At 67.3% G+C, this 21940-nt stretch carries 23 protein-coding genes; 3 read left to right on the forward strand and 20 right to left on the reverse strand.

Going from position 1 to position 21940, the window contains the following annotated elements; translation table 11 throughout:
* Positions 1–98 precede the first annotated feature (98 nt).
* The 17 genes from hypE to OH799_RS13185 form a co-directional block, all read right to left on the reverse strand.
* On the reverse strand, positions 99–1175 hold the full coding sequence (gene hypE / locus OH799_RS13105; RefSeq protein WP_406279922.1) for a hydrogenase expression/formation protein HypE: 1077 nt from the start codon (positions 1173–1175) through the stop codon (positions 99–101).
* Complete coding sequence (gene hypD, locus OH799_RS13110; protein WP_406279925.1) at positions 1168–2280, reverse strand: hydrogenase formation protein HypD; 1113 nt, start codon at positions 2278–2280, stop codon at positions 1168–1170. The genes hypE and hypD overlap by 8 nt, the downstream gene beginning before the upstream one ends.
* On the reverse strand, positions 2277–2603 hold the full coding sequence (locus OH799_RS13115) for a HypC/HybG/HupF family hydrogenase formation chaperone (protein ID WP_406279928.1): 327 nt from the start codon (positions 2601–2603) through the stop codon (positions 2277–2279). Before OH799_RS13115 ends, hypD begins: the two co-directional genes overlap by 4 nt.
* A 17-nt stretch (positions 2604–2620) precedes the next feature.
* Positions 2621–5014: a carbamoyltransferase HypF gene (locus OH799_RS13120; RefSeq protein ID WP_406279931.1), complete on the reverse strand. Its 2394-nt coding sequence runs from the start codon at positions 5012–5014 to the stop codon at positions 2621–2623.
* Entirely contained in the window at positions 5011–5253 is a 243-nt protein-coding gene (locus tag OH799_RS13125; protein WP_406279934.1) for a HypC/HybG/HupF family hydrogenase formation chaperone, read from the reverse strand. The genes OH799_RS13120 and OH799_RS13125 overlap by 4 nt, the downstream gene beginning before the upstream one ends.
* 3 nt (positions 5254–5256) lie before the next feature.
* Positions 5257–5799, reverse strand: a complete 543-nt coding sequence (locus tag OH799_RS13130) for a hydrogenase maturation protease (RefSeq protein ID WP_406279937.1) — start codon at positions 5797–5799, stop codon at positions 5257–5259.
* Positions 5800–5812: 13 nt separating this feature from the next.
* A complete protein-coding gene (locus OH799_RS13135) occupies positions 5813–6130 on the reverse strand; it encodes a hypothetical protein (protein WP_406279940.1) in 318 nt (105 codons plus the stop codon).
* 23 nt (positions 6131–6153) lie between these two features.
* The gene (locus tag OH799_RS13140) at positions 6154–6273 is read right to left on the reverse strand and encodes a DUF6893 family small protein (RefSeq protein ID WP_406279943.1); all 120 of its coding nucleotides are present in this window, start codon (positions 6271–6273) and stop codon (positions 6154–6156) included.
* A 13-nt stretch (positions 6274–6286) separates the two neighbouring features.
* Positions 6287–7612, reverse strand: a complete 1326-nt coding sequence (locus OH799_RS13145) for a hypothetical protein (protein WP_406279946.1) — start codon at positions 7610–7612, stop codon at positions 6287–6289.
* Positions 7609–8256: a DUF6084 family protein gene (locus OH799_RS13150; protein WP_406279949.1), complete on the reverse strand. Its 648-nt coding sequence runs from the start codon at positions 8254–8256 to the stop codon at positions 7609–7611. Before OH799_RS13150 ends, OH799_RS13145 begins: the two co-directional genes overlap by 4 nt.
* On the reverse strand, positions 8253–8888 hold the full coding sequence (locus OH799_RS13155) for a DUF5947 family protein (protein WP_406279952.1): 636 nt from the start codon (positions 8886–8888) through the stop codon (positions 8253–8255). The genes OH799_RS13150 and OH799_RS13155 overlap by 4 nt, the downstream gene beginning before the upstream one ends.
* The gene (locus OH799_RS13160; RefSeq protein ID WP_406279955.1) at positions 8885–9799 is read right to left on the reverse strand and encodes a NifU family protein; all 915 of its coding nucleotides are present in this window, start codon (positions 9797–9799) and stop codon (positions 8885–8887) included. Before OH799_RS13160 ends, OH799_RS13155 begins: the two co-directional genes overlap by 4 nt.
* A gap of 28 nt (positions 9800–9827) precedes the next feature.
* Positions 9828–11624 (reverse strand): nickel-dependent hydrogenase large subunit, encoded by a 1797-nt coding sequence (locus OH799_RS13165; RefSeq protein ID WP_406279958.1) that lies wholly within the window; start codon positions 11622–11624, stop codon positions 9828–9830.
* Positions 11625–11635: 11 nt separating this feature from the next.
* A complete protein-coding gene (locus OH799_RS13170) occupies positions 11636–12691 on the reverse strand; it encodes a hydrogenase expression protein HypE (RefSeq protein WP_406279961.1) in 1056 nt (351 codons plus the stop codon).
* A 91-nt stretch (positions 12692–12782) separates the two neighbouring features.
* Positions 12783–13613: a hydrogenase nickel incorporation protein HypB gene (hypB, locus tag OH799_RS13175; RefSeq protein WP_406279964.1), complete on the reverse strand. Its 831-nt coding sequence runs from the start codon at positions 13611–13613 to the stop codon at positions 12783–12785.
* A complete protein-coding gene (locus tag OH799_RS13180; protein ID WP_406279967.1) occupies positions 13571–13945 on the reverse strand; it encodes a hydrogenase maturation nickel metallochaperone HypA in 375 nt (124 codons plus the stop codon). The genes hypB and OH799_RS13180 overlap by 43 nt, the downstream gene beginning before the upstream one ends.
* Before the next feature lie 229 nt (positions 13946–14174).
* Positions 14175–14540 (reverse strand): PepSY domain-containing protein, encoded by a 366-nt coding sequence (locus OH799_RS13185; protein WP_406279970.1) that lies wholly within the window; start codon positions 14538–14540, stop codon positions 14175–14177.
* A 120-nt stretch (positions 14541–14660) separates the two neighbouring features.
* On the opposite strand from OH799_RS13185, the gene OH799_RS13190 reads away from it, so the two are divergent.
* The 3 genes from OH799_RS13190 to OH799_RS13200 all read left to right on the forward strand — a co-directional run bounded on the left by OH799_RS13190 (position 14661) and on the right by OH799_RS13200 (position 17840).
* The gene (locus tag OH799_RS13190; RefSeq protein WP_357260770.1) at positions 14661–15338 is read left to right on the forward strand and encodes a response regulator transcription factor; all 678 of its coding nucleotides are present in this window, start codon (positions 14661–14663) and stop codon (positions 15336–15338) included.
* Positions 15331–16827, forward strand: a complete 1497-nt coding sequence (locus OH799_RS13195) for a sensor histidine kinase (protein WP_406279973.1) — start codon at positions 15331–15333, stop codon at positions 16825–16827. Before OH799_RS13190 ends, OH799_RS13195 begins: the two co-directional genes overlap by 8 nt.
* 467 nt (positions 16828–17294) lie before the next feature.
* Positions 17295–17840, forward strand: coding sequence for a hypothetical protein (locus tag OH799_RS13200; protein ID WP_406279976.1), 546 nt, complete (start codon positions 17295–17297; stop codon positions 17838–17840).
* Between the two features lie 67 nt (positions 17841–17907).
* Here OH799_RS13200 and OH799_RS13205 read toward each other — a convergent pair whose 3' ends face one another.
* The 3 genes from OH799_RS13205 to hflX form a co-directional block, all read right to left on the reverse strand.
* A complete protein-coding gene (locus OH799_RS13205; protein WP_406279979.1) occupies positions 17908–19053 on the reverse strand; it encodes an acyl-CoA dehydrogenase family protein in 1146 nt (381 codons plus the stop codon).
* 229 nt (positions 19054–19282) lie between these two features.
* Entirely contained in the window at positions 19283–20185 is a 903-nt protein-coding gene (locus OH799_RS13210; protein ID WP_406279982.1) for a lysophospholipid acyltransferase family protein, read from the reverse strand.
* A 287-nt stretch (positions 20186–20472) separates the two neighbouring features.
* Positions 20473–21921, reverse strand: coding sequence for a GTPase HflX (hflX, locus tag OH799_RS13215; RefSeq protein WP_406282051.1), 1449 nt, complete (start codon positions 21919–21921; stop codon positions 20473–20475).
* Positions 21922–21940: the final 19 nt, after the last annotated feature.

Here is a 21940-nt window from a genome sequence, read left to right on the forward strand (position 1 = left end):
CCCGGACCATGCGCCGCGCGGCACCACAGGATGGTCGGCGACCTGGACGATAACGGACACCTCGCCTTCTTGTTCGGACGGCGGTCGCGCCCGCCGTCTCAACAGATCCGCGGCAGCTGCTCTCCTGCGGGCAGATCCACCACGCGCGTGCCGCCGAGGGCCGTGCGGGCCACCACCATCCCGGGGTGCTCGGCGACGCACCGGCCGATGGCCGCTGCCTGCGCGCCCAGAGGGTGCTCCCGCATCGCCGCGAGCACGCGGTCTGCGTCCTCCGCGGCGACGAACGCGAGAAGCTTGCCCTCGTTGGCCACGTACATCGGGTCCAGCCCGAGCAGCCCGCACGCGTCCCGCACGCCCGCGGGGACCGGAAGCTGCCGCTCGTCCAGCGCCACACCGACATTCGCGGTGCGAGCGATCTCGTTGAGCGACGCGGCGACGCCGCCGCGGGTGGGATCGCGCAGCACGTGCACATCGGCACCGGTCGCCAGCATCGCCGCGGCCAGTCCGTGCAGCGGCGCGGTGTCACTGAGCACGGTGGTGCCGAACTCCAATCCCTCGCGGCAGCTGAGCACCGCGACACCGTGCACCCCGATGTCTCCGCTGACCAGCACGACGTCGCCCGGGGTCGCGCGCTGCGGTCGGATGTCCACGCCGGGGTCCACGAGGCCGATTCCCGCGGTGTTGATATAGATCCCGTCACCGTGCCCGGCGTCGACCACCTTGGTATCCCCGGTGACCAGCTGGACCCCCGCCGCCAAGGCTGCGGTGCCGACCGCCTGCGCGATGCGCGCGATGTCGGCCAGCGCGGTGCCCTCCTCCAGGATGAACGCGGTCGACAGCACCATCGGGCGAGCGCCGGCCATGGCCAGATCGTTCACCGTGCCGTTGACCGCGAGCTCCCCGATGGTGCCGCCCGGGAAGACGATCGGCTTGACTACGAACGAGTCCGTGGAGAACGCCAGCCGGACACCGCCGAGCGTGACCACCGCGGAGTCGCCCATGTCCGCCTGCGCGGCCGAGCCGAACGCGGGCAGGAACAGATGCTCGATCAGCTCGCCGGACATCGCGCCGCCACCGCCGTGGCCCATCACGATGTTCGGCGAATCCCGCAACGGCATCGGGCACACCCAGCCGTCCATGTCGATCGCCACGGGTGCAGTGCGTTCCTCAGGCATGAGCCACCTCCGCCGGGAGATCGAGCCGACGGTAGAGGTAGTAGGCGGCGCAAGCGCCTTCCGAGGACACCATGGTGGCACCCAACGGGTTTCGTGGCGTGCACTCCTTACCGAAGGCCGCGCACTCATTCGGTTTGATGAGCCCCTGCAGCACCTCACCCGAGCGGCAGATCGACGACTCGGCGGTGTGCAGATTCCCCACCGAGAAGCGCTCTTCGGCGTCGAACTCGCGGTAGCGCTGCGACAACCGCCAGCCGCTGTGCGGGATCATGCCGATGCCACGCCACGCCCGGTCGGTCACCTCGAAGACATCCTGCAGCATGGCTTTCGCGGCCGGGTTGCCCGCCGCGGCCACCGCGCGCGGATAGGCATTCTCCAGTTCGTGCCTGCCGGTCTCCAGTTGCAGCACGGTGCGGCGGATGCCCTCCAGGATGTCCAGCGGCTCGAAGCCGGTGACCACCATGGGAACCCGGTACTTCTCGGCCAGTGGCGGGTATTCGTCAGTGCCCATCACCGTACAGACATGTCCGGCCGCGAGGAATGCCTGCACCCGGCAGGTGGGCGACTCCATGATCGCGGCGATCGCGGGCGGAACGAGCACATGCGACACCAGCAGCGAGAAGTTCCGGATGCCGAGTCGTTTCGCCTGGTACACCGTCATGGCGTTGGCCGGCGCGGTGGTCTCGAAACCGATGCCGAAGAACACGACCTCGCGATCGGGGTTCTCCTTGGCCAGGTTGAGCGCGTCCAGCGGCGAGTAGACCACCCGGACATCGCCGCCCTCACTCTTGACCCGAAACAAATCCTTGCTGCTGCCCGGCACGCGCAGCATGTCACCGAACGAGCAGAAGATCACACCGGGCCTTGCCGCGATCTCCAGCGCCTTGTCGATCACCTCGAGTGGGGTGACGCAGACGGGGCAGCCGGGGCCGTGAATCATCTCGATCTGGTCGGGCAGCAGCTGGTCGATGCCGTGGCGGATGATCGAATGCGTTTGTCCACCACAGACTTCCATAATCGCCCAGCGTCTGCTCGTGGCGGAACGGATCCGGTCGAGCAGGTGCTTGGCGAGCTCGGGGTTGCTGAATTCGTCCAAATACTTCATGGCGTCACCTCTGGTTCCTCGCGTGGCGGCTCGGCCGCGGGGTTGTCGAGACCCGCCTGCCTGGCGGCGATGGCGAAGCCGTCGCCGAATTCCTCGTTCAGTACGCCGAGGTGTTCGAACTCGGCCAATGTCTTCAGCGCGGACTCCTCGTCCAGACGCTGAATCGCGAATCCCACATGAACGACGACGTAGTCGCCGACGGCCGCGTCCGGGATGTATTGCAGGCACACGTCCTTGTGCACACCGCCGAAGTCGACGACCGACATCATCGTGCCGTCGCGCTCGTGCAGGCTGAGCACTTTTCCTGGCACCGCTAGACACATCGTTGCTCTCCTTCCGCTCATCCCCCGCTGCCCGCGAGGAGTTGCCCGAACGCGAGGCCGCCGTCGTTGGGCGGCAGCCGGTGATGGCTGATCACGGTGAACCCGTTGTCCCGCAGTAGCGCACACGACCGCGTGAGCAGCAGGGCGTTCTGGAAGACGCCGCCGGACAGGGCGACAGTCGTCGGGGCCGCGGCGTAGCGGACCGCGAGATCGAGCACCAGCTGCGCGACCGCCGTGTGGAACCGAGCTCCGACCACCGCGGCGGGTAGACCGCTGCGCACGTCGGCCACCACCGCCGCAAGCACAGGGGTGGGATCGATGGCGGCGGGATCGCCTTCGCCAGGCGTGAACCGATATTCGGGCGCGCCTTCGTCGGCGCCCCGCGACCATCCTTCCAGCTCGATCGCCGCCTGGGCCTCGTAGTCGACCACGTGCCGCACGCCGACCAGCGAGGACACCGCATCGAACAGCCTGCCCATGCTGGAGGTCGGCGCGCAGCCCAGCCCGGTCTCGAATTGGTGTGCCAGAACCGACCTTTCCTCCGCCGGGCACGCCGCGACAGCGGGAATATCCTCATGCCACGCAATCCCGGCGGACCAGAGATGTGCCAGCGCCATGCGGTAGGGCCTGCGGACCGCCAGATCGCCACCGGCGAGCGGCACATATTTCAGATGGGCGAGCCTTCGGTAGCCCTTATAGCCGGCCAGCAGGACCTCACCGCCCCATATCGCACCGTCCGGACCGAATCCCGTGCCGTCGAAAGCGATGCCGACCACCTGTTCGGTGGCGCCGAGCCCGTGCTCGCCCATCACGGCGGCGATGTGCGCGTGGTGGTGCTGCACGGTGTACACGGCTCGCTCGCCCGCATGCCTGCGCGCCCACGCGGCGGAGCGGTAGCCGGGATGCGCATCGGCGACGAGCTGCACCGGGCGCACTCCGGTGAGATCCGCGAGATGCCGCTGCGCCGCGTCGAAGGACCGCAGCGTGGCCAGATCATCCATATCACCGATGTGCTGACTCAGCCAGGCATAGCGGCCGTCGGCCACGGCGCAGGTGTTCTTCAGGTCGGCACCGACCGCGAGGGTCGGTGGCAGCGGGACCGGCAGCGCAAGTGGCAGCGGCGCATAGCCGCGCGAACGGCGCACGGGCAGCTCATGGCCGTCGAGCCAACGGACCACCGAGTCGTCGCACGGCACGAGGATGCGCCGGTTGTGCGAGAGCCAGCCGTCGGCGAGCCCGGCGAGACGGGAGTGGGCATCGTCATCCTCGTAGCAGATCGGCTCGCCGCCGAGGTTGCCGGAGGTCATCACCAGCGTTCGCGGGCCGGGCGGATCGTCGGGTAAGCCGAACAGCAGGAGGTGCAATGGGGTGTAGGCGATCATGACACCCAGGTCCGGATTGCCGGGCGCCACGGATGCGGCTGGGGCCGGGCAACGGTGCCATTCGGTGTTCGCCACATCGGACCTGGCTGCCATCGGCGCCGCGGCGTCAAAAGATCCGGCATCGGACCCCGTCTCCGGGTCGCCGTCGACCGGGCGGTGTGCCGCGGGCACAGCCCGGCGGGCGAGCAGCACGATCGGGCGAGCCGGGCTGGTCAGCAGCGCGGCCGCCGCGTCGTCGACCTCGACGATTTCGCGGGCCGTCGCGAGGTCGGGCGCCATGAGCGCGAAGGGCTTGTCGCCACGGCGTTTACGCCTGCGCAATTCGGCAACGGCGGCCTCATTCGCCGCATCGCAGGCGAGGTGATAGCCACCGATGCCTTTGACCGCGAGGATTCCGCCCACGCGCAAAAGCTCACGCGCGGCGGCCAGTGGGTCACCCGTTCCCGGTCCGGAGTACGCCAGCGTCGGACCGCACGCCGGGCAGGCGATGGGCTGGGCGTGGAAACGCCGGTCGGTGGGGTCGGTGTACTCCTTGGCGCATCGGTCGCACATGGCGAAGTCCGCCATCGAAGTCCGTTCGCGGTCGTAGGGCAGGCCGGCGATGATAGTGAACCGCGGCCCGCAATTGGTGCAGTTGACGAACGGGTGGCGGTAGCGGCGGTCGCCGGGGTCGCGCAGATCCCGCTCACAATCGGCACAGATCGCGACATCGGGCGAGGCCAGCGTGCGCCCGCCGCCGTCACGGGTGGTGTCGGCAATGTGAAATCCGGTGCCGCCGCGCACCGGAAGGTCGGTCTGGTCGACCGATTCGACCACTGCGAGCGGTGGCGGCCGCAGGCGCAGCCGCTCGGTGAACTCGTCCAGAGCCGTTGGTGTGCCCTCGATTTCGATGACGACCCCGCTGCTGTCGTTGCTCACGCTTCCGGCCAGCGCCAGTTCGGCCGCGGTGGTGTAGACGAACGGCCGGAATCCGACGCCCTGGACCACGCCGCGCACGAGCAGGCGTCGCCGCAGCCGCGCGGCGGTCATAGCTGATCTCCACGCTGCAGCAGGCGCAGCCCGTCCAGCACCGCCGCGGCGCCGGCCTCGTCGGTCTTCTCGACGACGAAGCCCATGTGGATGATCACCCAGTCGCCCGGCCGCGCCGGATCGTCCCCGAGCAGGCCGATATTCACTTTCCGCTGTTCACCGGACACATCGATGAGCGCGATCTGGTCGTGGTAGCCATCGAGGATGTCCAACACTCGTCCCGGGATGCCAAGACACATCGGTTATTCCTCCTGTCGCACTCTGGTCGGCGACGGCGACGAGCCGTCCCGGACTGTGCCGACCTGCGCCGCGTGGCCTTCGACGGGCTGTGCGCCGTCGGGTATCAGGTCCGCGAGGACACGGCCGACGGCAGCGACCGCGTCGTCCACCGCGGCGGCGACGGGCTCGGACAGCCCGATCCGGTCGTCCACGGAGGAGACCTGGCAGCCGACTACGACGGTCGGCGGCAGCGCGCCGCCCAGCGCGCGCACCCCGGCGAACACGGCGGCCGGAGTCATCGCGTGCGCGTCGAGATGCACGGCGTCGGCGTCGGCGGTTGCGGCGCGGAACACCGCGACACGTCCGGACTCCCCGCGATCGGGCAGCGCGTCGACCAGCACCAGCGCGTCCCACGCGTCCAGCAGGTCGTAGGCGAGGTGCATCCCGCGGATGCCGTAATCCATCACGCGCACGCCGGCGTCGGGGTAGCGCGGCAGCCGCCGCACGACCTCGGGTCCGAATCCGTCATCGCCCAGGAAGATGTTGCCGATCCCGGCGATCAGCACCGTGGCCGTCTGATCACCCCTGCCCTTCGGTCGGCGCCGTCGCGCCGCCGACGTTCGCGTCGTCGACCTTGCCGGTCGCCGTCTCATCCGGGTCGTTCGCGGTCCGCTTGTGTTGCTGGTAGGGCGGGGTCACCGGTTCGGCGCCGTGACCCGGCTCCGTGGTGAACTCGCCTCGCCGTTCGGTATCGGTGCCGACAGCGGAGGTGATCTCCTCGTGTCCGATATCACCCGGTTCGCGGTCGGTGGGTCCCCCGGCCACGGTGTCGGAGCCGGTGTCGCGAGACCCCGGCTCACCGCGGGCTTCTTGTGGCTCTTCGCGTTGGTTACCCATGATGTATTCCTTCCTGTCGGCCGCTACATCTGCCGGATCTTCAGATATCGCCTGATATCCGGGATCGACCGAACGCCGAGGTATAGACCCACTGCCGCCAGCACGGCGACGATGGACGTCGAGATCACTCCCACCGCTTCCATAGCGGACTTCCTTTCACTTGTCGGGGCTGTCTAGCGGTTCCAGTTCGTCAGGCGTGAAATACAGGTAGCGGCCGTACCATTCGTGCAGATCAGCCGCCGGGTCGTCGTCCAGCACGACACCGACGTGCGCTTGCCCGTCTACGTCTTCGTGCACCGAGACGACCCTGGCGGGCTTGCCGTCGAAGAACAGGTCCTGGGCGTCGGCCCGCCGGGACGGATGCAACCGGACCCGGCTGCCCTTGCGCACCAACACACCCGCGACCGGCACCGCATCGGACTCCGGGCGAACCTCGTTGTCGGCCAGCGGGTCCCACCAATCGATGCCCTCGGGAACCTCCGGTATCAGTCGCGGCCGGTCGAGATGCGGATCGCGCAGCACACCGTGCAACTGGCGCAGGTCATCGGGCGTCATTCCGTCGCAGCGATCGATGATCTCGGCGGCGCGCGGATCGGTCGCCCGCGCCAGCACCTTTTCCTCGTCGGTCATCGTCATGATGCGCAGGCTGAGGATTTCGTCGATCTCGGTGGAGTCGAACAGCGGTCCCTCGCTCTGCTCGGCGATCTCCGGGTGGTCGTAGAGGATGATCGGCGAGATGAGCAGCAGGCTGTGGTCACCCGGGGGTCCGGCAAGTACCGGGAAGCAGCGGTGCCGGTAGCAGCGTTCGGCCGCGGCCTCGGCGTCGGGCGGTGGGTCGAGCAGCGAAACAAACTGTGCGCCGATGATCTCCGCGATGATGTGCGTCCCGATCAGCGAGCGGGCAATGGCGTCCTGCTTGTCGGCGGCCGGCGCGCCCACGTTGCGGACCGTGATCGTGAGCCGCAGGTACCGGTCGTCCCGGTCTATCGTCAGATCGAATCGGCCCGCGAGCGGCAGCCGAGTGCGCGCGAAGGTGCCCACCGACTGTCCCGATTCGTCGGTGATCTCCTCGGTGTCGGTCCCGCCCGGAACGCTCAGTAGCTGACTAAAATTCGCGGGCGTCAGCGGGCCGACGACGAGTTCCCGCGCGACGGCCTCGTCCCAGGACAACCACGACCGCGCATCGACGGTCAGCTCGGCGATCGGCGTACCAGCGCCGTCCACCACCTGTCGCCGCTGAAGCTGGAGGAATCGGATTGTGCAGGTGAGTACTGGGTTCTCGCCCGGATCGATCAGGCACTGCGCCGACATCTCGGACTCCTCGCCGAGCCCGGCCGCGGCGGCACCGTCCGGTCCCAACACGCCGAACTGCCACCGCGACTGGTTCTTGCGCGAGTTCGCTCGATACGGGTACAGCAGGTAGCCCTCGTACAGCACCGCGTCGGCGACGGCACGGGCGCGGGCGCCTGGGTCGACGGTCACGGTAGCTCCTCCGCGCGGGCCAGCAGCCGAGTCACCGTGTCGTCGAACCCGAGCAGGCCGTGCCCCGACTTGTAGGCGGTGAGGGCATCGAGGGTGTCCCGGCGCAGTCGCAGCCAGCCGGTGTTCGGGAAGTGCGCCGCCATCAGGTCGTGCCAGACCGAGATCGGCATGTCGAACTTGTCCTCGCGGTCCCAGGGAATCTGCTGGATCGCGAATCCGCCGCTGCCCTTGATGAAGACCGTGCCGCTGAACAGGAACAGCAGTGGAACGACGCCCTCGCGCAGCGCACACAGATACTTCGACCCGGTCACCTCGAAGTCATAGGTGCACGGCATCGGCAAATCCACCTCCGCGCCACCGGTGAACCCGGGAACCATGGTGGCGCAGTGCATCCAGAGAAACGACCGCTGCGTGGCGGGCCAGCGCTCGCGCGAGCCGAACAGGTCGGCCAGCCCCGCGCCCTCCTCCTCGGAGTAGCCACGACGGAACGGCTCGATGCGCACCTGCGCGCGCAGGGCGATCGCATGCACGGGTTCCTCCGCGAGTGCGGCGATTCCGACTCGCGCGGCCAGGATCGGTGCGACAGCGTACGGCTCCGGCTTCATCTCGAGCACGGCGAACGTCGTCGAGTAGACCGGGCTCATACCGCACCACCCCGTCGCGCGCGAGCCGATACGGTGGCAAAGAACTCGTCCAGGTAGCGCCGCACGTCCTGCCCGCCGTCGAATCCGCGCCACAGTAGCCGGATCCGGCCGACGAACTCGTAGCAGGTGTCGATCGGAAGCAGCAGGCAGCTCGCCGCCGCGGTTCCGCGGTCGGGCACCCGGATCAGGAGCGCCTCGACGTCGGCGGCGAGCACGTCGAGTTCGGGGTGCCGCTCCAGGATCGAATTCCACTGCGCCAGAGGAAGTTCTGACTCGGTCGCACCCGCGGGCCCAGGATAGAAGGCCACAGTCCTGCCCAGCGCGGAGTTGCGGAAAAAGAACGCCAGGCCGACCGGTATCTCCAACGCGTCCCATTCGCCCTGGCTGATCGTGAAGCCGGGAAACGCGAGATACCGATCAGGCACCGCCCGATAGCGCAGCGCCGCGTCCTGGTCCACGAATAGCAGATAGCAGCTGCGGCATACGCACATCAGCTGACGGCCTTCGACATTCACCACGTGCTGGTGCTCGTCGGCGATCTGTTCGGCGCACATCTCGCACCGTTCACCCGCCCGCGTCGCGGACTTGCCGTCGGCGGTAATCCGCTGCAGGACCCGGAACGGCGTATTCATCCGTGCACCTCCACCGGCACCGCCATCGCCAGTTCACCGGAGCGGACGAGCACCGGAAGTGGCTCGAGGTGTCCGTCGCCATCCACGCGCGCACCGGCGCGCACAACGTCGAAGTGCGCTCGGCAGGTCGGGCAGCGCAGCACCGCGTCGCCGACCGGAAACCCGACGCGCCGATGCAGCACGGCGCCCGACAGCGAGTTGTCGCAGGCCGGGCAGTGGTCCCGGTAGGCGAACACGTCCGGACCCACCCGGCAGGCCAGCACCGCGAGCCCGGCGACGGCGAACCCGCCTATTTCGCCGGGACCCAGCTCGGCCAGTTCGGGGACCGCGATCCAGTTTCCGGACCGGTCACCGTTCGCGTGCACCCGTGCCAACAGAGAGTCCGCGGGGATCAGCCCCGCCGACTCGGTCTGCGCGACCACTTCGATGGCCTCGATCTCCGGCGCCGCCGCACGTACTGCGTCCTCGACGGCCAGCTCCAGCGTCACCGACGAGGACGGGCAGCTGCGACAACTGCCCGCCAGCTCCAGTCGGACCACGCCGTCGGTGATGCCGACCAGGCTGACGTCCCCGCCGTGCGAACCGAGGTAGGGACGCACACTGTCCAGCGCCGTACGCACCCTGGTGTGCACGTCGTGCGGGTGCAGCCCGTGCACGAGCAGCAGACTCGCGACCAGATCGTCGCGGGCCAGCCGCTCGATCGCCGCCGCGTCCAGCAGTCCGATCACGCGGGCCAGACCCGCGCCGTAGAGGTCGGCGACCTCACGCACCAACTGTTCGGCGCGCTCGCGGGCGAGGGTGCCGCCCGCCGAGCTCGCCTCCAGCAGCGTCTCGATGCGATCGCCCGCCTCGCGCCACCGGCTGTCGGGCGTTGCGTTGTCCTGGTCGATCGGGCGATCGTCCACCGTCATCTCCCGTCCCGTCGCCGGATCCGGGCGCTCACTCCCCGGTAAGCGTCTGGGTCGGTGAGTGCAGTTTCTCCACCGTCTGTCCGTTGCCGAGATACATGTGCACGCCGCACGGCAGGCAGGGATCGAAACTGCGCACAGTGCGCATGATGTCGATGCCCTTGAAGTGCTCGCGGTCGTTCTCCTCGAAGATCGGCTGGCCCTGCACCGCGTCCTCGTAAGGACCCGGCGTGCCGTAGCCGTCGCGCGGGCTGGCGTTCCATGGCGTCGGCGGATACGGGTGATAGTTCGCGATCTTCCCGTCCCTGATCACCATGTGGTGCGACAGCACACCGCGCACCGCCTCGGTGAAACCGCAGCCGATGCCCTCGTCGGGCACCTCGAACTTCTCCCAGGTCTTGGTGTGGCCCGCCCTGATCTCTGCGAGGGCTTTCTCCGCGAAGTGCAGCGCGCAGGCCGCCGCGTACGCCTGGAAGTAGGTGCGGGCACGGTTGCGTTCGATCGTGTTGCTGCCGTATGCGGGGATCTTCCACTCCAAGGTGACCGGGCCTTTGACCGCGGTCTTGGGCAGGTTGATCTGCACGCTGTTCCCGGTCGACTTCACGTAGCCGATGTCGACCAGGTTGGCCAGCGCGGTCGACCACAGCCGCGCCAGCGGGCCGCCGCCGGTGTCCAGGGCGAGGTGGCCGGAGCCGTCGAACCAGCGCGGCGACATCACCCAGCTGTATTTGTCGTCGAGGTCGCGCTTCTGCGGCTTGGGATTCGTGTGCTGGTTCCAGGGGTGGCGCCGGTCCACCGGGTTGCCGAGCGGATCGGTCGGCACGAACATCTCCTGGTCGGTCCAGTCCTCGTAATACGAACTGCCCAAAAGGATTCTGATGCCGAGGTTGATGTCCACCAGGGAGGTGGTGAGGAGTTTGCCGTCCACCACCACGCCCGGGGTGACGAACATCTTGCGGCCCCAGTCCGCCATGTCCCGGTATTCGAAGTTGCAGACCTCGGGATCCTGGAACGAGCCCCAGCAGCCCAGCATCGTGCGCCGCAGACCGACCTGCTCGTAGCCGGGCAACGCCTCGTAGAAGAAGTCGAACAGGTCGTCGTGCATCGGCACGACCTTCTTCATGAACTCCACATAGCGCATCAGGCGGGACATGTAGTCGGTCATCAGCTGGACCGTCGCGACGGTGCCGACGCCGCCGGGGTACAGCGTCGAGGGATGCACGTGCCTGCCTTCCATCAGACAGAACATCTCGCGGGTGGTGCGGCTGACCTGCAGCGCCTCCCGATAGAACTCGCCGGTGAACGGGTTGAGCGCCCGCATGATATCGGCGATCGTGCGGTAACCGTGGTCGCCCGCGTGCGGCGCCTCGGTGTTCTCCGCCCTGGCCAGCACGCCGGGATTGGTCTCAGCGACCATCTTCTCGCAGAAGTCCACGCCGACCAGGTTCTCCTGGAAGATGTTGTGGTCGAACATGTACTCGGCGGCCTCGCCGAGGTTGACGATCCACTCGCCGAGGTGCGGCGGCTGCACGCGATAGGCCATGTTCTGGCAGTAGCACGAGCAGGTCGCGTGGTTGTCCCCGCAGATACCGCAGATGCGGCTGGTGATGAAGTGCGCGTCGCGCGGGTCCTTGCCGCGCATGAAGATCGAATAGCCACGGAAGATGGACGAGGTGCTGTGGCACTCGACCACTTCGCGGTTCTCGAAGTCGATCTTGGTGTAGATGCCGAGGCTGCCGACGATCCGGGTGATCGGGTCCCAGGCCATCTCGACGAGACGGTCCGGTTCGATCGTGCGGTGCGACGGCTCCGGGATGATCTGTGTCATCGGAGACCCTCCTACCAGGTGCGAGTCGCGCCGGTGTCCAGCTTCTGGCCCTTGTGCCGCCAGTGCGGCTCCTTGTCGACCGTGCGGCCGGTGATGTGACGGAGGCTGCGGATCACCGATCCGTAGAGCCCCGACGCGGTGGATGAGAGCTTGCCGCCGGGTGGTTCGTCCATGAAAGGCATGAACTTGTCGGGAAATCCGGGCATGGTGCAGCCGATGCAGATGCCGCCCACGTTCGGGCAGCCGCCCACGCCATTGATCCACCCACGCTTGGGCACGTTGCACTTGACGACAGGGCCCCAACAACCCAGTTTCACAATGCATTTCGGCGAACCGTACTCGGTGGCGAATTCCCCCTGCTCGTAGTAGCCCGCGCGGTCGCAACCCTCGTGCACGGTCGCGCCGAACAGCCACTTCGGCCGCAGCGCTTCGTCGAGCGGGATCATCGGCGCCTGCCCGGTCGCCAGGTAGAGCAGGTAGGTGAGCGTCTCCGACAGGTTGTCCGGCTGGATCGGACAGCCGGGCACGCACACGATCGGAATGCCCGCTTTGCTCGTCCAGTCCCAGCCGAGATAGTCGGGTACGCCCATCGCGCCAGTCGGGTTGCCCGCCATCGCATGGATGCCGCCATAGGTCGCGCATGTGCCCGCCGCTACCACGGCAGTCGCCTTAGGCGCGAGACGGTCCAGCCATTCGCTGGTTGTCATGGGCTGGCCGGTGGCGGGATTGTTGCCGAAGCCGCACCAGTAGCCGTCCTCGTGGAGTTGCTCGTTCGGGATCGACCCCTCCACCACCAGCACGAACGGATCGATCTCGCCGCGGTCGGCCTTGAAGAACCACTCCAGGAAATCGTCTGCACCACCATTCGGGCCGCACTCGAAATCGATGAGCGGCCAGTGCACGGCGATCTTCGGCAGGCCGGGAAGGGCGCCGAGGGCGATCTCTTCGATGCTCGGCTGGGTGGCCGCGGTCAGAGCGACCGAGTCACCGTCACAACTGAGTCCTGCGTTGATCCAGAGAACGTGGATCAACGTGTCCTCGGCTTGTACTGCTTCTCGTGTGGGCATCGGACTGCCACCTTCTGCAGCGGATCATCGGGAGCCGATCTCACCTTTCTCGAAGAAGGCCACCCGTCGATGTGATCCTTGTCACGCCATCCTAAGGCTCGCCCCGTACCTTGCTCAAGGCCCCGACGCCGGACCGGCCCCGCTGCTCGGCGAGCCAGTCGTACCAGCAAGACAGTCCTTCTCCGGTGGTCACCGAGAGCGGAAGGACCCCGACACCGGGATGCACCGAGGCGGCGTACTCACGACATCTGTCGAGGTCGAAATCGACGTAGGGCAGCAGGTCTATCTTGTTGACGAGCACCAGGCCCGCCGCCTGGAACATGTGCGGGTACTTCAGCGGCTTGTCGCTCCCCTCGGTCACCGAGATGATCACGACCTTGTCGCGCTCGCCGAGATCGAACAGCGCCGGGCAGACCAGGTTGCCGACGTTCTCGACGAACAACAGCGTGCCAGGCTCGGGGTCGAGGGTTTCCAGCGCGCGATACATCATCTCGGCATCGAGGTGGCACCCCGCGCCGGTGTTGATCTGGACGACGCGGCAGCCGGTCGCCCTGATCCGTTCGGCGTCCAGCAGCGTCGCCTGGTCCCCCTCTATCACCGCGATCGGCGTCTGGCCGAACTCGCGGATGGTCCGCTCCAACAGGGTCGTCTTGCCCGCGCCAGGGGAACTGGTCATGTTGAGCGCCAGGATGTCGCGCTCGGCCAGCCAGGCCCGGTTGCGCCGCGCAAGTTCATCGTTCTTGGCGAGGACCTTCAATTCCAGGCTGACCGTCTCGGTGGCGGGCAGGTGGACGTGGTCCGCGCCGTGTGGGTGGTCGTGCTCGGGTGAGTGAGCGTGGTCGTGCCCGTCGTCGTGGTGATGCTCGTGCGGGACTCGGATCACGGCCGCCGCGTCGTCGCCACATCCGCAGGTTGCGCACATGTCTCGCTTACCTCCATCGATCGGATACGCAGCTCGCGCCCGGACCGGATCTCCACATCGGCGCTGCCGCACGGGCACAGCAGGATCGGATCGGCGAGCCGGAATTCGGCGCCGCAGCTGCGGCATGCCGCGGCGCCCGGGATTTCCACGAGGATCAGCTCCGCCCCCTCCGCCACTGTCGCCTCGGCCGCCAGTTCGAAGCAGAACCGCATGGCCCCTGGCACGACGGCACAGAGCGCGCCGACCTCGACGGTGATGGAGTACACCCGCCGTCCCGCCGCGTGCTCACAGACGGCGTCGATGACACTCTGGGTGATAGCCATTTCGTGCATCGCGGCCTCCGCTACTCGAGAGGACCCTTTGAGGCTACTCTCGCGGCGAAGGTTGGCTTGCGAAATCAGCGACACCCTGGCTGATGCCGAGACTCCGGCGTGCGACGCACACGTCGCCAACCGGAGCCCGGTCTCTCGCGCCAGCGGGAGTTCTCCCTGTGATCGCGCCTCTGGCGGGAAGAAATGCCTCATACCGCTATGACGGGGATGTATCGGCATGCGGCGGGAGTCAGTCGTGGTTGACGGTCTCGAGTACTTTGCCGCTGTTCGCGTCGATGGTCACCTCGTGCTCCACAGCGTCGGGGGTAACGAGTTCGACCTCCCATACTGCGCTGCCGCCGTTGGTGTCGAACTCGGCGGACTCCACCCGGCCGCCGGGCACGGCTTCGACCGCTTTGTCGATGGCTTGCTGCCGTGTGATGCTGGGGTCCGCGATCAGCGACCAGTCCGTGGCCGGCGCGGAGAAGGAGACGGTGTGCCCAACGTTTCCGCCGGTGGCGACGGCCGTGAGGGCTAGGCTCACGCCGGCGACGACGGCGGCGCCGACGAGGATCCAGCGCAGACCGGCGAGTGCGCGGTGGAAAACGGTTGTCATGGTGAAACCTCCTGCGGGAGTCGTGCTCTCGAATGTGATCAGCACTGTGGCAAACCCGAGCTGAAGGCGACCTGAAGCCACCTGAAGACTGCTTCAGGAACAGTCTGTCACCCTTGTGGGATGCGTCTGCTGATTGTGGAAGACGAGAAGCGTCTGGCCCTCGCCCTCGCAAAAGGGTTGTCCGCCGAGGGATTTGCCGTGGACGTCGTCCACGACGGCACCGAGGGGCTGCACGCGGCCACCACCACCGACTACGACTTGATCATCCTGGACATCATGCTGCCGGGCATGAACGGCTACCGGGTATGTGCCACGCTGCGCGCCGCGGGCCGTGAGACACCGGTGCTGATGCTCACCGCGAAGGATGGCGAATACGACGAGGCCGAAGGCCTGGACACCGGCGCCGACGACTACCTCAGCAAGCCGTTCTCCTATGTGGTGTTGCTCGCGCGCATCCGCGCCCTGTTGCGCCGCCGAACGCGCGGCGGCGCGCAGGTTTTGCGCATCGGCGATCTGATCGTGGACCCCAACACCCACACATGCCGGCGCGGCGCCCAAGACGTGACGCTCACCGCGAAAGAGTTCGCCGTCCTCGAACACCTCGCCGTTCGCGCCGGGGAGGTGGTGTCGAAAGCCGATATCCTCCAGCATGTCTGGGACTTCGCCTACGACGGCGACCCGAACATCGTCGAGGTCTACATCAGCACGCTGCGCCGCAAGATCGACGCTCCGTTCGATCGCCGATCGATCACCACCGTCCGCGGCGCGGGCTACCGGCTGGTGGCCGACCGTGACTGATCGGCCGAGACGCAGGCGAGGGTGGTGGAGTTCGGTCCGGGCGCGCACCACCCTCGCGGCCACCGCCGTCGTCGCGGTGGCCCTGACCGCTGCCGGGCTGACGGTGCTCGCGGTGCTGCGGCACAACTTGGTCGAGAGTGCGAGTCTGCAAGCGGAGACGACAGCCCGTGACGTGGCCACCCAGCTCGCGGCGAGCACCGACCTCACACGGTTGAAGCTGCCCGACGCCGACAGCCAACCGGTACAGGTTGTTTCGGCCGACCGCCTCGTTTTGGCAGCCGACGACGACCTCCGCGGCCAACCTCCCATGGCCGACTTCGGCCCGTATTCGGCGTCCCGGGAAGACGAGGACGACCAAGACGACGAAGTGGACGACGACCAAGACGAGAAGGACGGCGAGGACGGCGAGGACGAGCCGCCCACTGCCACCACCAAAGACCCGACCGCCACCGAGGTCATGTTCGGTGATGTGCGGCTGACGGTGGATGGGGGCGAACCCAGCCCCTTCCGGGTGGCCGCGGTCGCGGCCACCACCGCGGGCGGGCAGCCCGTCACGGTCTACGCCGGCGTCTCCCTCGACACCGCCGACAGCGCGGTGGCCGATGCGCGCCAAGCCATGCTCATCGGCCTGCCGCCGTTGCTCGCCGTGGTCGCCGGGGTGACCTGGCTGGTCACCCGCCGTGCCCTGCGCCCGGTGGAGTCGATCCGGTCGGAGCTCGCCGAGATCATGGAAGACGGCGACCTCTCCCGCCGCGTCCCGGAATCCGCCTCGCGCGACGAAATCGCCAGGCTCGCAAGCACTACGAACGCCACCCTCGCCGCATTGGAGGCATCCGCGGAACGCCAGCGCCGCTTCATCGCCGACGCCGCGCACGAACTGCGCAGCCCTATCGCCAGCTTGCGCACCCAGCTAGAGGTCGCCCAGGCGCACCCGCACCTGCTCGAACTGGACGGCGTGATCGGAGACACCGTCCGGCTGGAACATCTCGCGGCCGATCTGTTGCTGCTGGCCCGGCTCGACGCGGGCGAGCAACCCCGTGCGGACCGCGTCGATCTGGCCGCACTGGTCCGCGACGAACTGGCCCACCGGGTCGGCGACCGGATCACCGTCGACACCGTGCTGCCGAACGACCCGGTCGTGGTCACCGGCAGCCGACTCCAGCTCGCCCGCCTACTCGGCAACCTCGTCGACAACGCCCAGCGGCACGCGGCCACCACCGTACGAGTCTGCCTGCACCACACTGGCGATCGCACAACCGTGCTGGACGTCGCCGACGACGGTCCCGGTGTTCCGGAAGCCGACCGGACCCGAATCTTCCAGCGCTTCGTCCGCCTGGACGATGCCCGCAGCCGCGACGAAGGCGGCGCAGGACTCGGCCTCGCCATTGTCCGCGACGTCATCGAGCGGCACGGAGGCGACATCCGCGTAACCGACGGTATTGATCGTGGCGCCCGCTTCGTTGTCACCCTGCCCACGGTCGATGTCTGAGGACTGCGCTCCCGCTTCCCGAACGATGTGTCGCGGTCCGTAGGGCTCGCCTCTGCGTTCCCCACACCGGCGCCGCACGCGTCTGCTAAAAGGGATCGGCGAATGGGAAATCACCTACATGAGAAACGTTCCCAGAATCATCACAAGGCTGTCGAAAAGACCGGATTTCCATGAAATCACCAATCCTCTTCCGCACCTTTATATCTCATCATTTTCCGGACTGCGCTCGCTACGACTGAACATTTCAGCAAGAACTCGTACCAGGTTAAAAAATAACTGGAGAATCTGCCCGTGAAATGAGGCATTGCGCGCACGCTCACACTGGAGGAGGGTAAATATGTCCGGTGGCGCCACCGGGGCGCCGCCCTGACCAGGGCAGGAGGTGGCTCGTGTACGCACGTTCAAGCACAATTGCGGCCCAGCCGTCATCGATCGACAGCGGGGTCGCAAACCTCCGCGATGAAGTGATGCCGAATCTGTCCGAGATCGAGGGGTGGGTCGGCCTGTCATTGATGGTAGAGCGGGCATCAGGGCGCTGCATCGCCACAACCGCATGGGAATCCGAGGGTGCGATGCATGCCAGCACAGGGCGGGCCCGAGCACTACGTGATGGCCTGGCCCACATGCTCAACGGCCCGGTGGAGCGGGTCGAAGAATGGGAAATCGCGGTAATGCACCGTGATCACCTGGCCGGCGACGGCGCGTGCACTCGGTGCACGTGGTTGCAGACCGATCCGGACAACATCGACCAGGTGATCGACACCCTGAAGGTGGGAGTGCTGCCGGAGGCGGAGATGATAGACGGGTTCCGCAGCGCCAGTCTGTTCGTCGACCGGGCAACCGGTCGAGCGGTAGGTGCGATGGTCTGGGCGAGCCGTGCGGCCCTGGACAACAGCCGCGAAAAGGCGGATCAGATCAGGGCCGCGGCGACCCGTCGGATGGGTGCCGACGTGCTCGAGGTGGCGGAGTACGACTTGGCTTTCGCTCACCTGCGCGTGCCCGAGATGGCTTGACCTCATCCGATATCCGGCCGCGAAGGTGAGCTTTCTCGGCCGGATGTCTTCATTCAGCTGCCTGCTATCAGGCCAGTTTCAAGCTGCGACCGATGATTTCCTTCATGATCTCGGTGGTGCCGCCATAGATGGTCTGGACGCGGGCGTCCATATAGGCCTTGGCGATGGGGTATTCCTTCATGTAGCCGTAGCCGCCGTGCAGTTGCAGGCAGCGGTTGATCAGGTCGAGCTGCTCTTCGGTGCTCCACCACTTGGCCATGGCGGCGTCCTCGGCGGTGAGTTCGCCCTCGTTGAGCATTTCGATGAACTTGTCGACCATGAGGCGCACCGCGGTGGTCTTGGTGGCCAGCTCGGCGAGCACGAAGCGGGTGTTCTGCAGGGCGCCGATCGGCTTGCCGAACGCCTTGCGGTCGCGGACATACTGGATGGTCATCTCCAGGCAGGCCTCCATCGCCGTGGCCGCCATGACGGCGATCGACAAGCGCTCCTGGGGCAAGTTGCGCATGAGGTGGACGAAGCCCATGCCCTGAGTGCCGAGCAGGTTGTTGCCGGGCACGCGCACGTCGGTGAAACTCAATTCGGCGGTATCCTGCGCCGCGAGGCCGAGCTTGTCCAGGTTTCGGCCGCGTTCGAAGCCGGGCATGCCGCGCTCCGCCACGAGCAGGCTGAAGCCCATGGCGCCCTTGTCCGGGTCGGTCTGCGCGACCACGATCACGATGTCGGAGTTGATGCCATTGGTGACGAAAGTCTTGGCGCCGTTCAGGATCCAGTCGTCACCGTCGCGCACCGCTCGGGTCTTGATGCCCTGCAGGTCCGAACCGGTGCCCGGCTCGGTCATCGCGATTGCGGTGATGATCTCGCCGGAGCAGAAGCCGGGCAGCCAGCGCTGCTTCTGCTCGTCATCGGCCAGCTCCAGCAGATAAGGGGCGATCACATCATTGTGCAGAGCGAAGCCGAGACCGGAGTACTGACGGCGGACCGACTCCTCGGCGACGATGACGTTGTAGCGGAAGTCCTCGACTCCGCCGCCGCCGTACTCCTCCGGCATGGCCATTCCGAGAAAGCCCTGCTTGCCCGCCTCTAGCCAGACCTCGCGGTCGACGATGCCCTGCTCTTCCCACCTCGTATGGTTCGGCGCGACGTGCTGATCGAGAAACTTGCGGTACGACTCCCGGAACAGTGCGTGTTCGGCTTCGAACAGTGTGCGCTGCACGCCAACCTCCTAGTGACCCACACCAGCCGGTCCACACCGGCCTTCGTTGCCACATACGGTACCCGGAAAGAGAATCCACGTTCACTTCTGGTCTGGAGATCGTTCCTCACCTGGACTGAGGGCGTGGCTTCGAAACATCGGGCGCGATTCTCGGCAAACGCGCGAAGGCCGAGGTCGCCTATCCGTCGACCCAGGGCCATCCCAGAATGATGGCGAACCCGATCGGTACTCAGATGTTCAGCCGACCACGCAGCCGACCGACCAAGGTGCGCCCCCGGTCGCGCTCACGTTCGGCGAAGAGGAAATTCATCTCCTCCTCCAGCGCCTTGCGTACCACATCACGGAATTCTTTGGCGGCCGCGTGCACGTCGTCGGCGCCGCGCCAGGGCTCCGGGTCGATCGGAGCGCCCACGGAGAAGTAGAAGCGCTCCGGGCGCGGGATGACGGTGGGGCCGATGCCGCGGATGAGCGGAGGGGTGAGGTCGCGGCTGAGCCCGAGGGCTTCGACGGTCCAGCGCAGTGGGCGCAGAACCGGATGGTCGCCGTCGACGACGATGTCGTAGGCGTCATCGACGCCGATCATGGCAACCGGGACGATCGGGGCACCCGCCTCGATGGCCATGCGAGCGAAGCCGCTGCGACCTTCCCACTTCAGCAGATACTTCTCGTTCTTGCGGCGCACCGCCTCGCGACCGCCGCCCGGAAAGACCATGACGGCCTCGCCGCGCCGGAGCAGGGCAAGACAGTTGTCCCTGGTCCCTCGCACCGCGCCGTAGTAGTGCAGGAGTTGGCGTAGCCCCGGGACGTTGATCAGCACGTTCTCGGCCAAGCCGCGGACCAGGCGGCTACGGCGGCGCAGCACCTCGGGCAGCAGCAGCGGTGCGTCGATGCCGCCCATCAGGTTGTGGTTGCCGACTAGGAGCACCGGACCGTCAGCGGGAAGATTCTCCAGGCCGTAGAAGCGCGGGCTCGTCCACGCGCGCAGCGGCGCCAGCAGAGTGTCGAGCACCCGCAGATCGGTCTCGGTCAGCGAAACAGACAGCGGCGCACCGTCACTGAGCACCGGATCGGCGCTCTTGGCACCCGAATGCCGATCACCGGAATCGGCGGCCCCGCGGCGGTCGTGCGACATGAACCCTCCTGCTGTCGGTGCGCCGACGATATATAACGAATCGACTGTGTCGCATTCGATGTGCGAGGCGTCCTGCGACACGCCCGACCAGCTCGGGCGTTCGCACCGACGACCTTGTAGCGAATCCGCAGGTAACCGCTGACGCGACATCCGCACGGCCGCTAGCACTTAGGTCTGATGTGAGTCCGCCCACATGCCCACGAGATCCCCGAGCCTATCGGCGGGCATCCATCAGCGAGCGGCGAGGACCGGCACCCGTTTAGCAGGACAGACCCGCGACCTTGTCGCTACGCGGACGAATGCCCGTCCGCCTCCGGCGCGCCGGCCGTTCCCGCGTGCGCGTACGCCGACAGGGCCGCGGCGAGGGCATGCGGGACGCGGGCACGAACGCGGGTTCCGCCCTCCTCATGGCCGGAGGTCAGGATGCGGCCATCGGCGTGGATGCGAGCGAGGAGGTCGCCCCGCGTGTACGGAAGCAACACGCTGATCTCCACGTCCAGCCCACCGAGCGTTTCGGCGAGGCGCGCGCGCAATGCGTCGATGCCGAGGCCGGTGTGGGCCGAGACCAACGAGGCGTCGGGGAGCAGTCCGCGCAGGTGGGTGCGCTCCATCTGATCGATCGCGTCGATCTTGTTGACCACGAGCAGTTCCGGCGGGGCAGGCGCACCGGATTCCTTGATCACGTCCGTCACCACTTCGCGGACCGCTTTGATCTGTTCGGCGGGCAGCGCGTCGGAGCCGTCGACCACGTGCAACAGCAGGTCGGCGCCGGTCACCTCCTCCAGGGTGGACCGGAACGCCTCGACCAGTTGGGTCGGCAGGTGGCGAACGAAGCCGACGGTGTCGGTGAAGACCACCTCTCGCCCATCGTCCAGGCCGGCGCGGCGGGTCGTCGGGTCGAGGGTGGCGAACAGCGCGTCCTGCACCAGCACGCCGGAGCCGGTGAGGGCGTTCATCAGGCTCGACTTGCCCGCGTTGGTGTAGCCGATGATCGCCACCGACGGGATGCCGCTGGAGTTGCGGCGTGCCCGCATGGTGTCACGCGCGGTCTTCATCTCACGAATATCGCGGCGCAGCTTTGCCATTCGCTCGCGAATACGGCGGCGGTCGGTCTCGATCTTGGTCTCACCGGGACCACGCAGGCCCACGCCGCCGTTGCTGCCCGCGCGGCCACCGGCCTGCCGGGACATGGACTCACCCCAGCCGCGCAGCCGCGGCAGCATGTACTCCATCTGGGCCAGCGAGACCTGCGCCTTACCCTCGCGGGAGGTCGCATGCTGAGCGAAGATGTCCAGGATCAAGGCGGTCCGGTCGATCACCTTCACCTTGACCACCTTCTCCAACGCGGTCAGCTGTGCGGGGGTCAGCTCACCGTCGCAGATCACGGTGTCCGCGCCGGTCTCCAGCACTACGGAACGCAGTTCGTCGGCCTTGCCGGAGCCGATGTAGGTGGCCGGGTCCGGCCGGTCGCGGCGCTGGATCAGCGCCTCGAGCACCTCGGAGCCCGCGGTCTCGGCCAACGCGGCCAGCTCGGCCATGCTCGCCTCCGCCTGCATGGCGGTCCCGGTGGTCCAGACACCGACCAGTACGACCCGTTCCAGGCGCAGCTGGCGATACTCGACCTCGGTGATGTCGGTGAGTTCGGTGGACAGACCCGCCACACGACGTAGCGAGCTGCGGTCCTCCAACTGCAGTTCGCCGACCGTGGGGTCGGCGGACCAACCGGTGCGGTTCATCCGAGCGGCGTGCTCTGCG

The organism is Nocardia sp. NBC_00881 (assembly GCF_045207455.1).
Taxonomy (GTDB): Bacteria; Actinomycetota; Actinomycetes; order Mycobacteriales; family Mycobacteriaceae; genus Nocardia.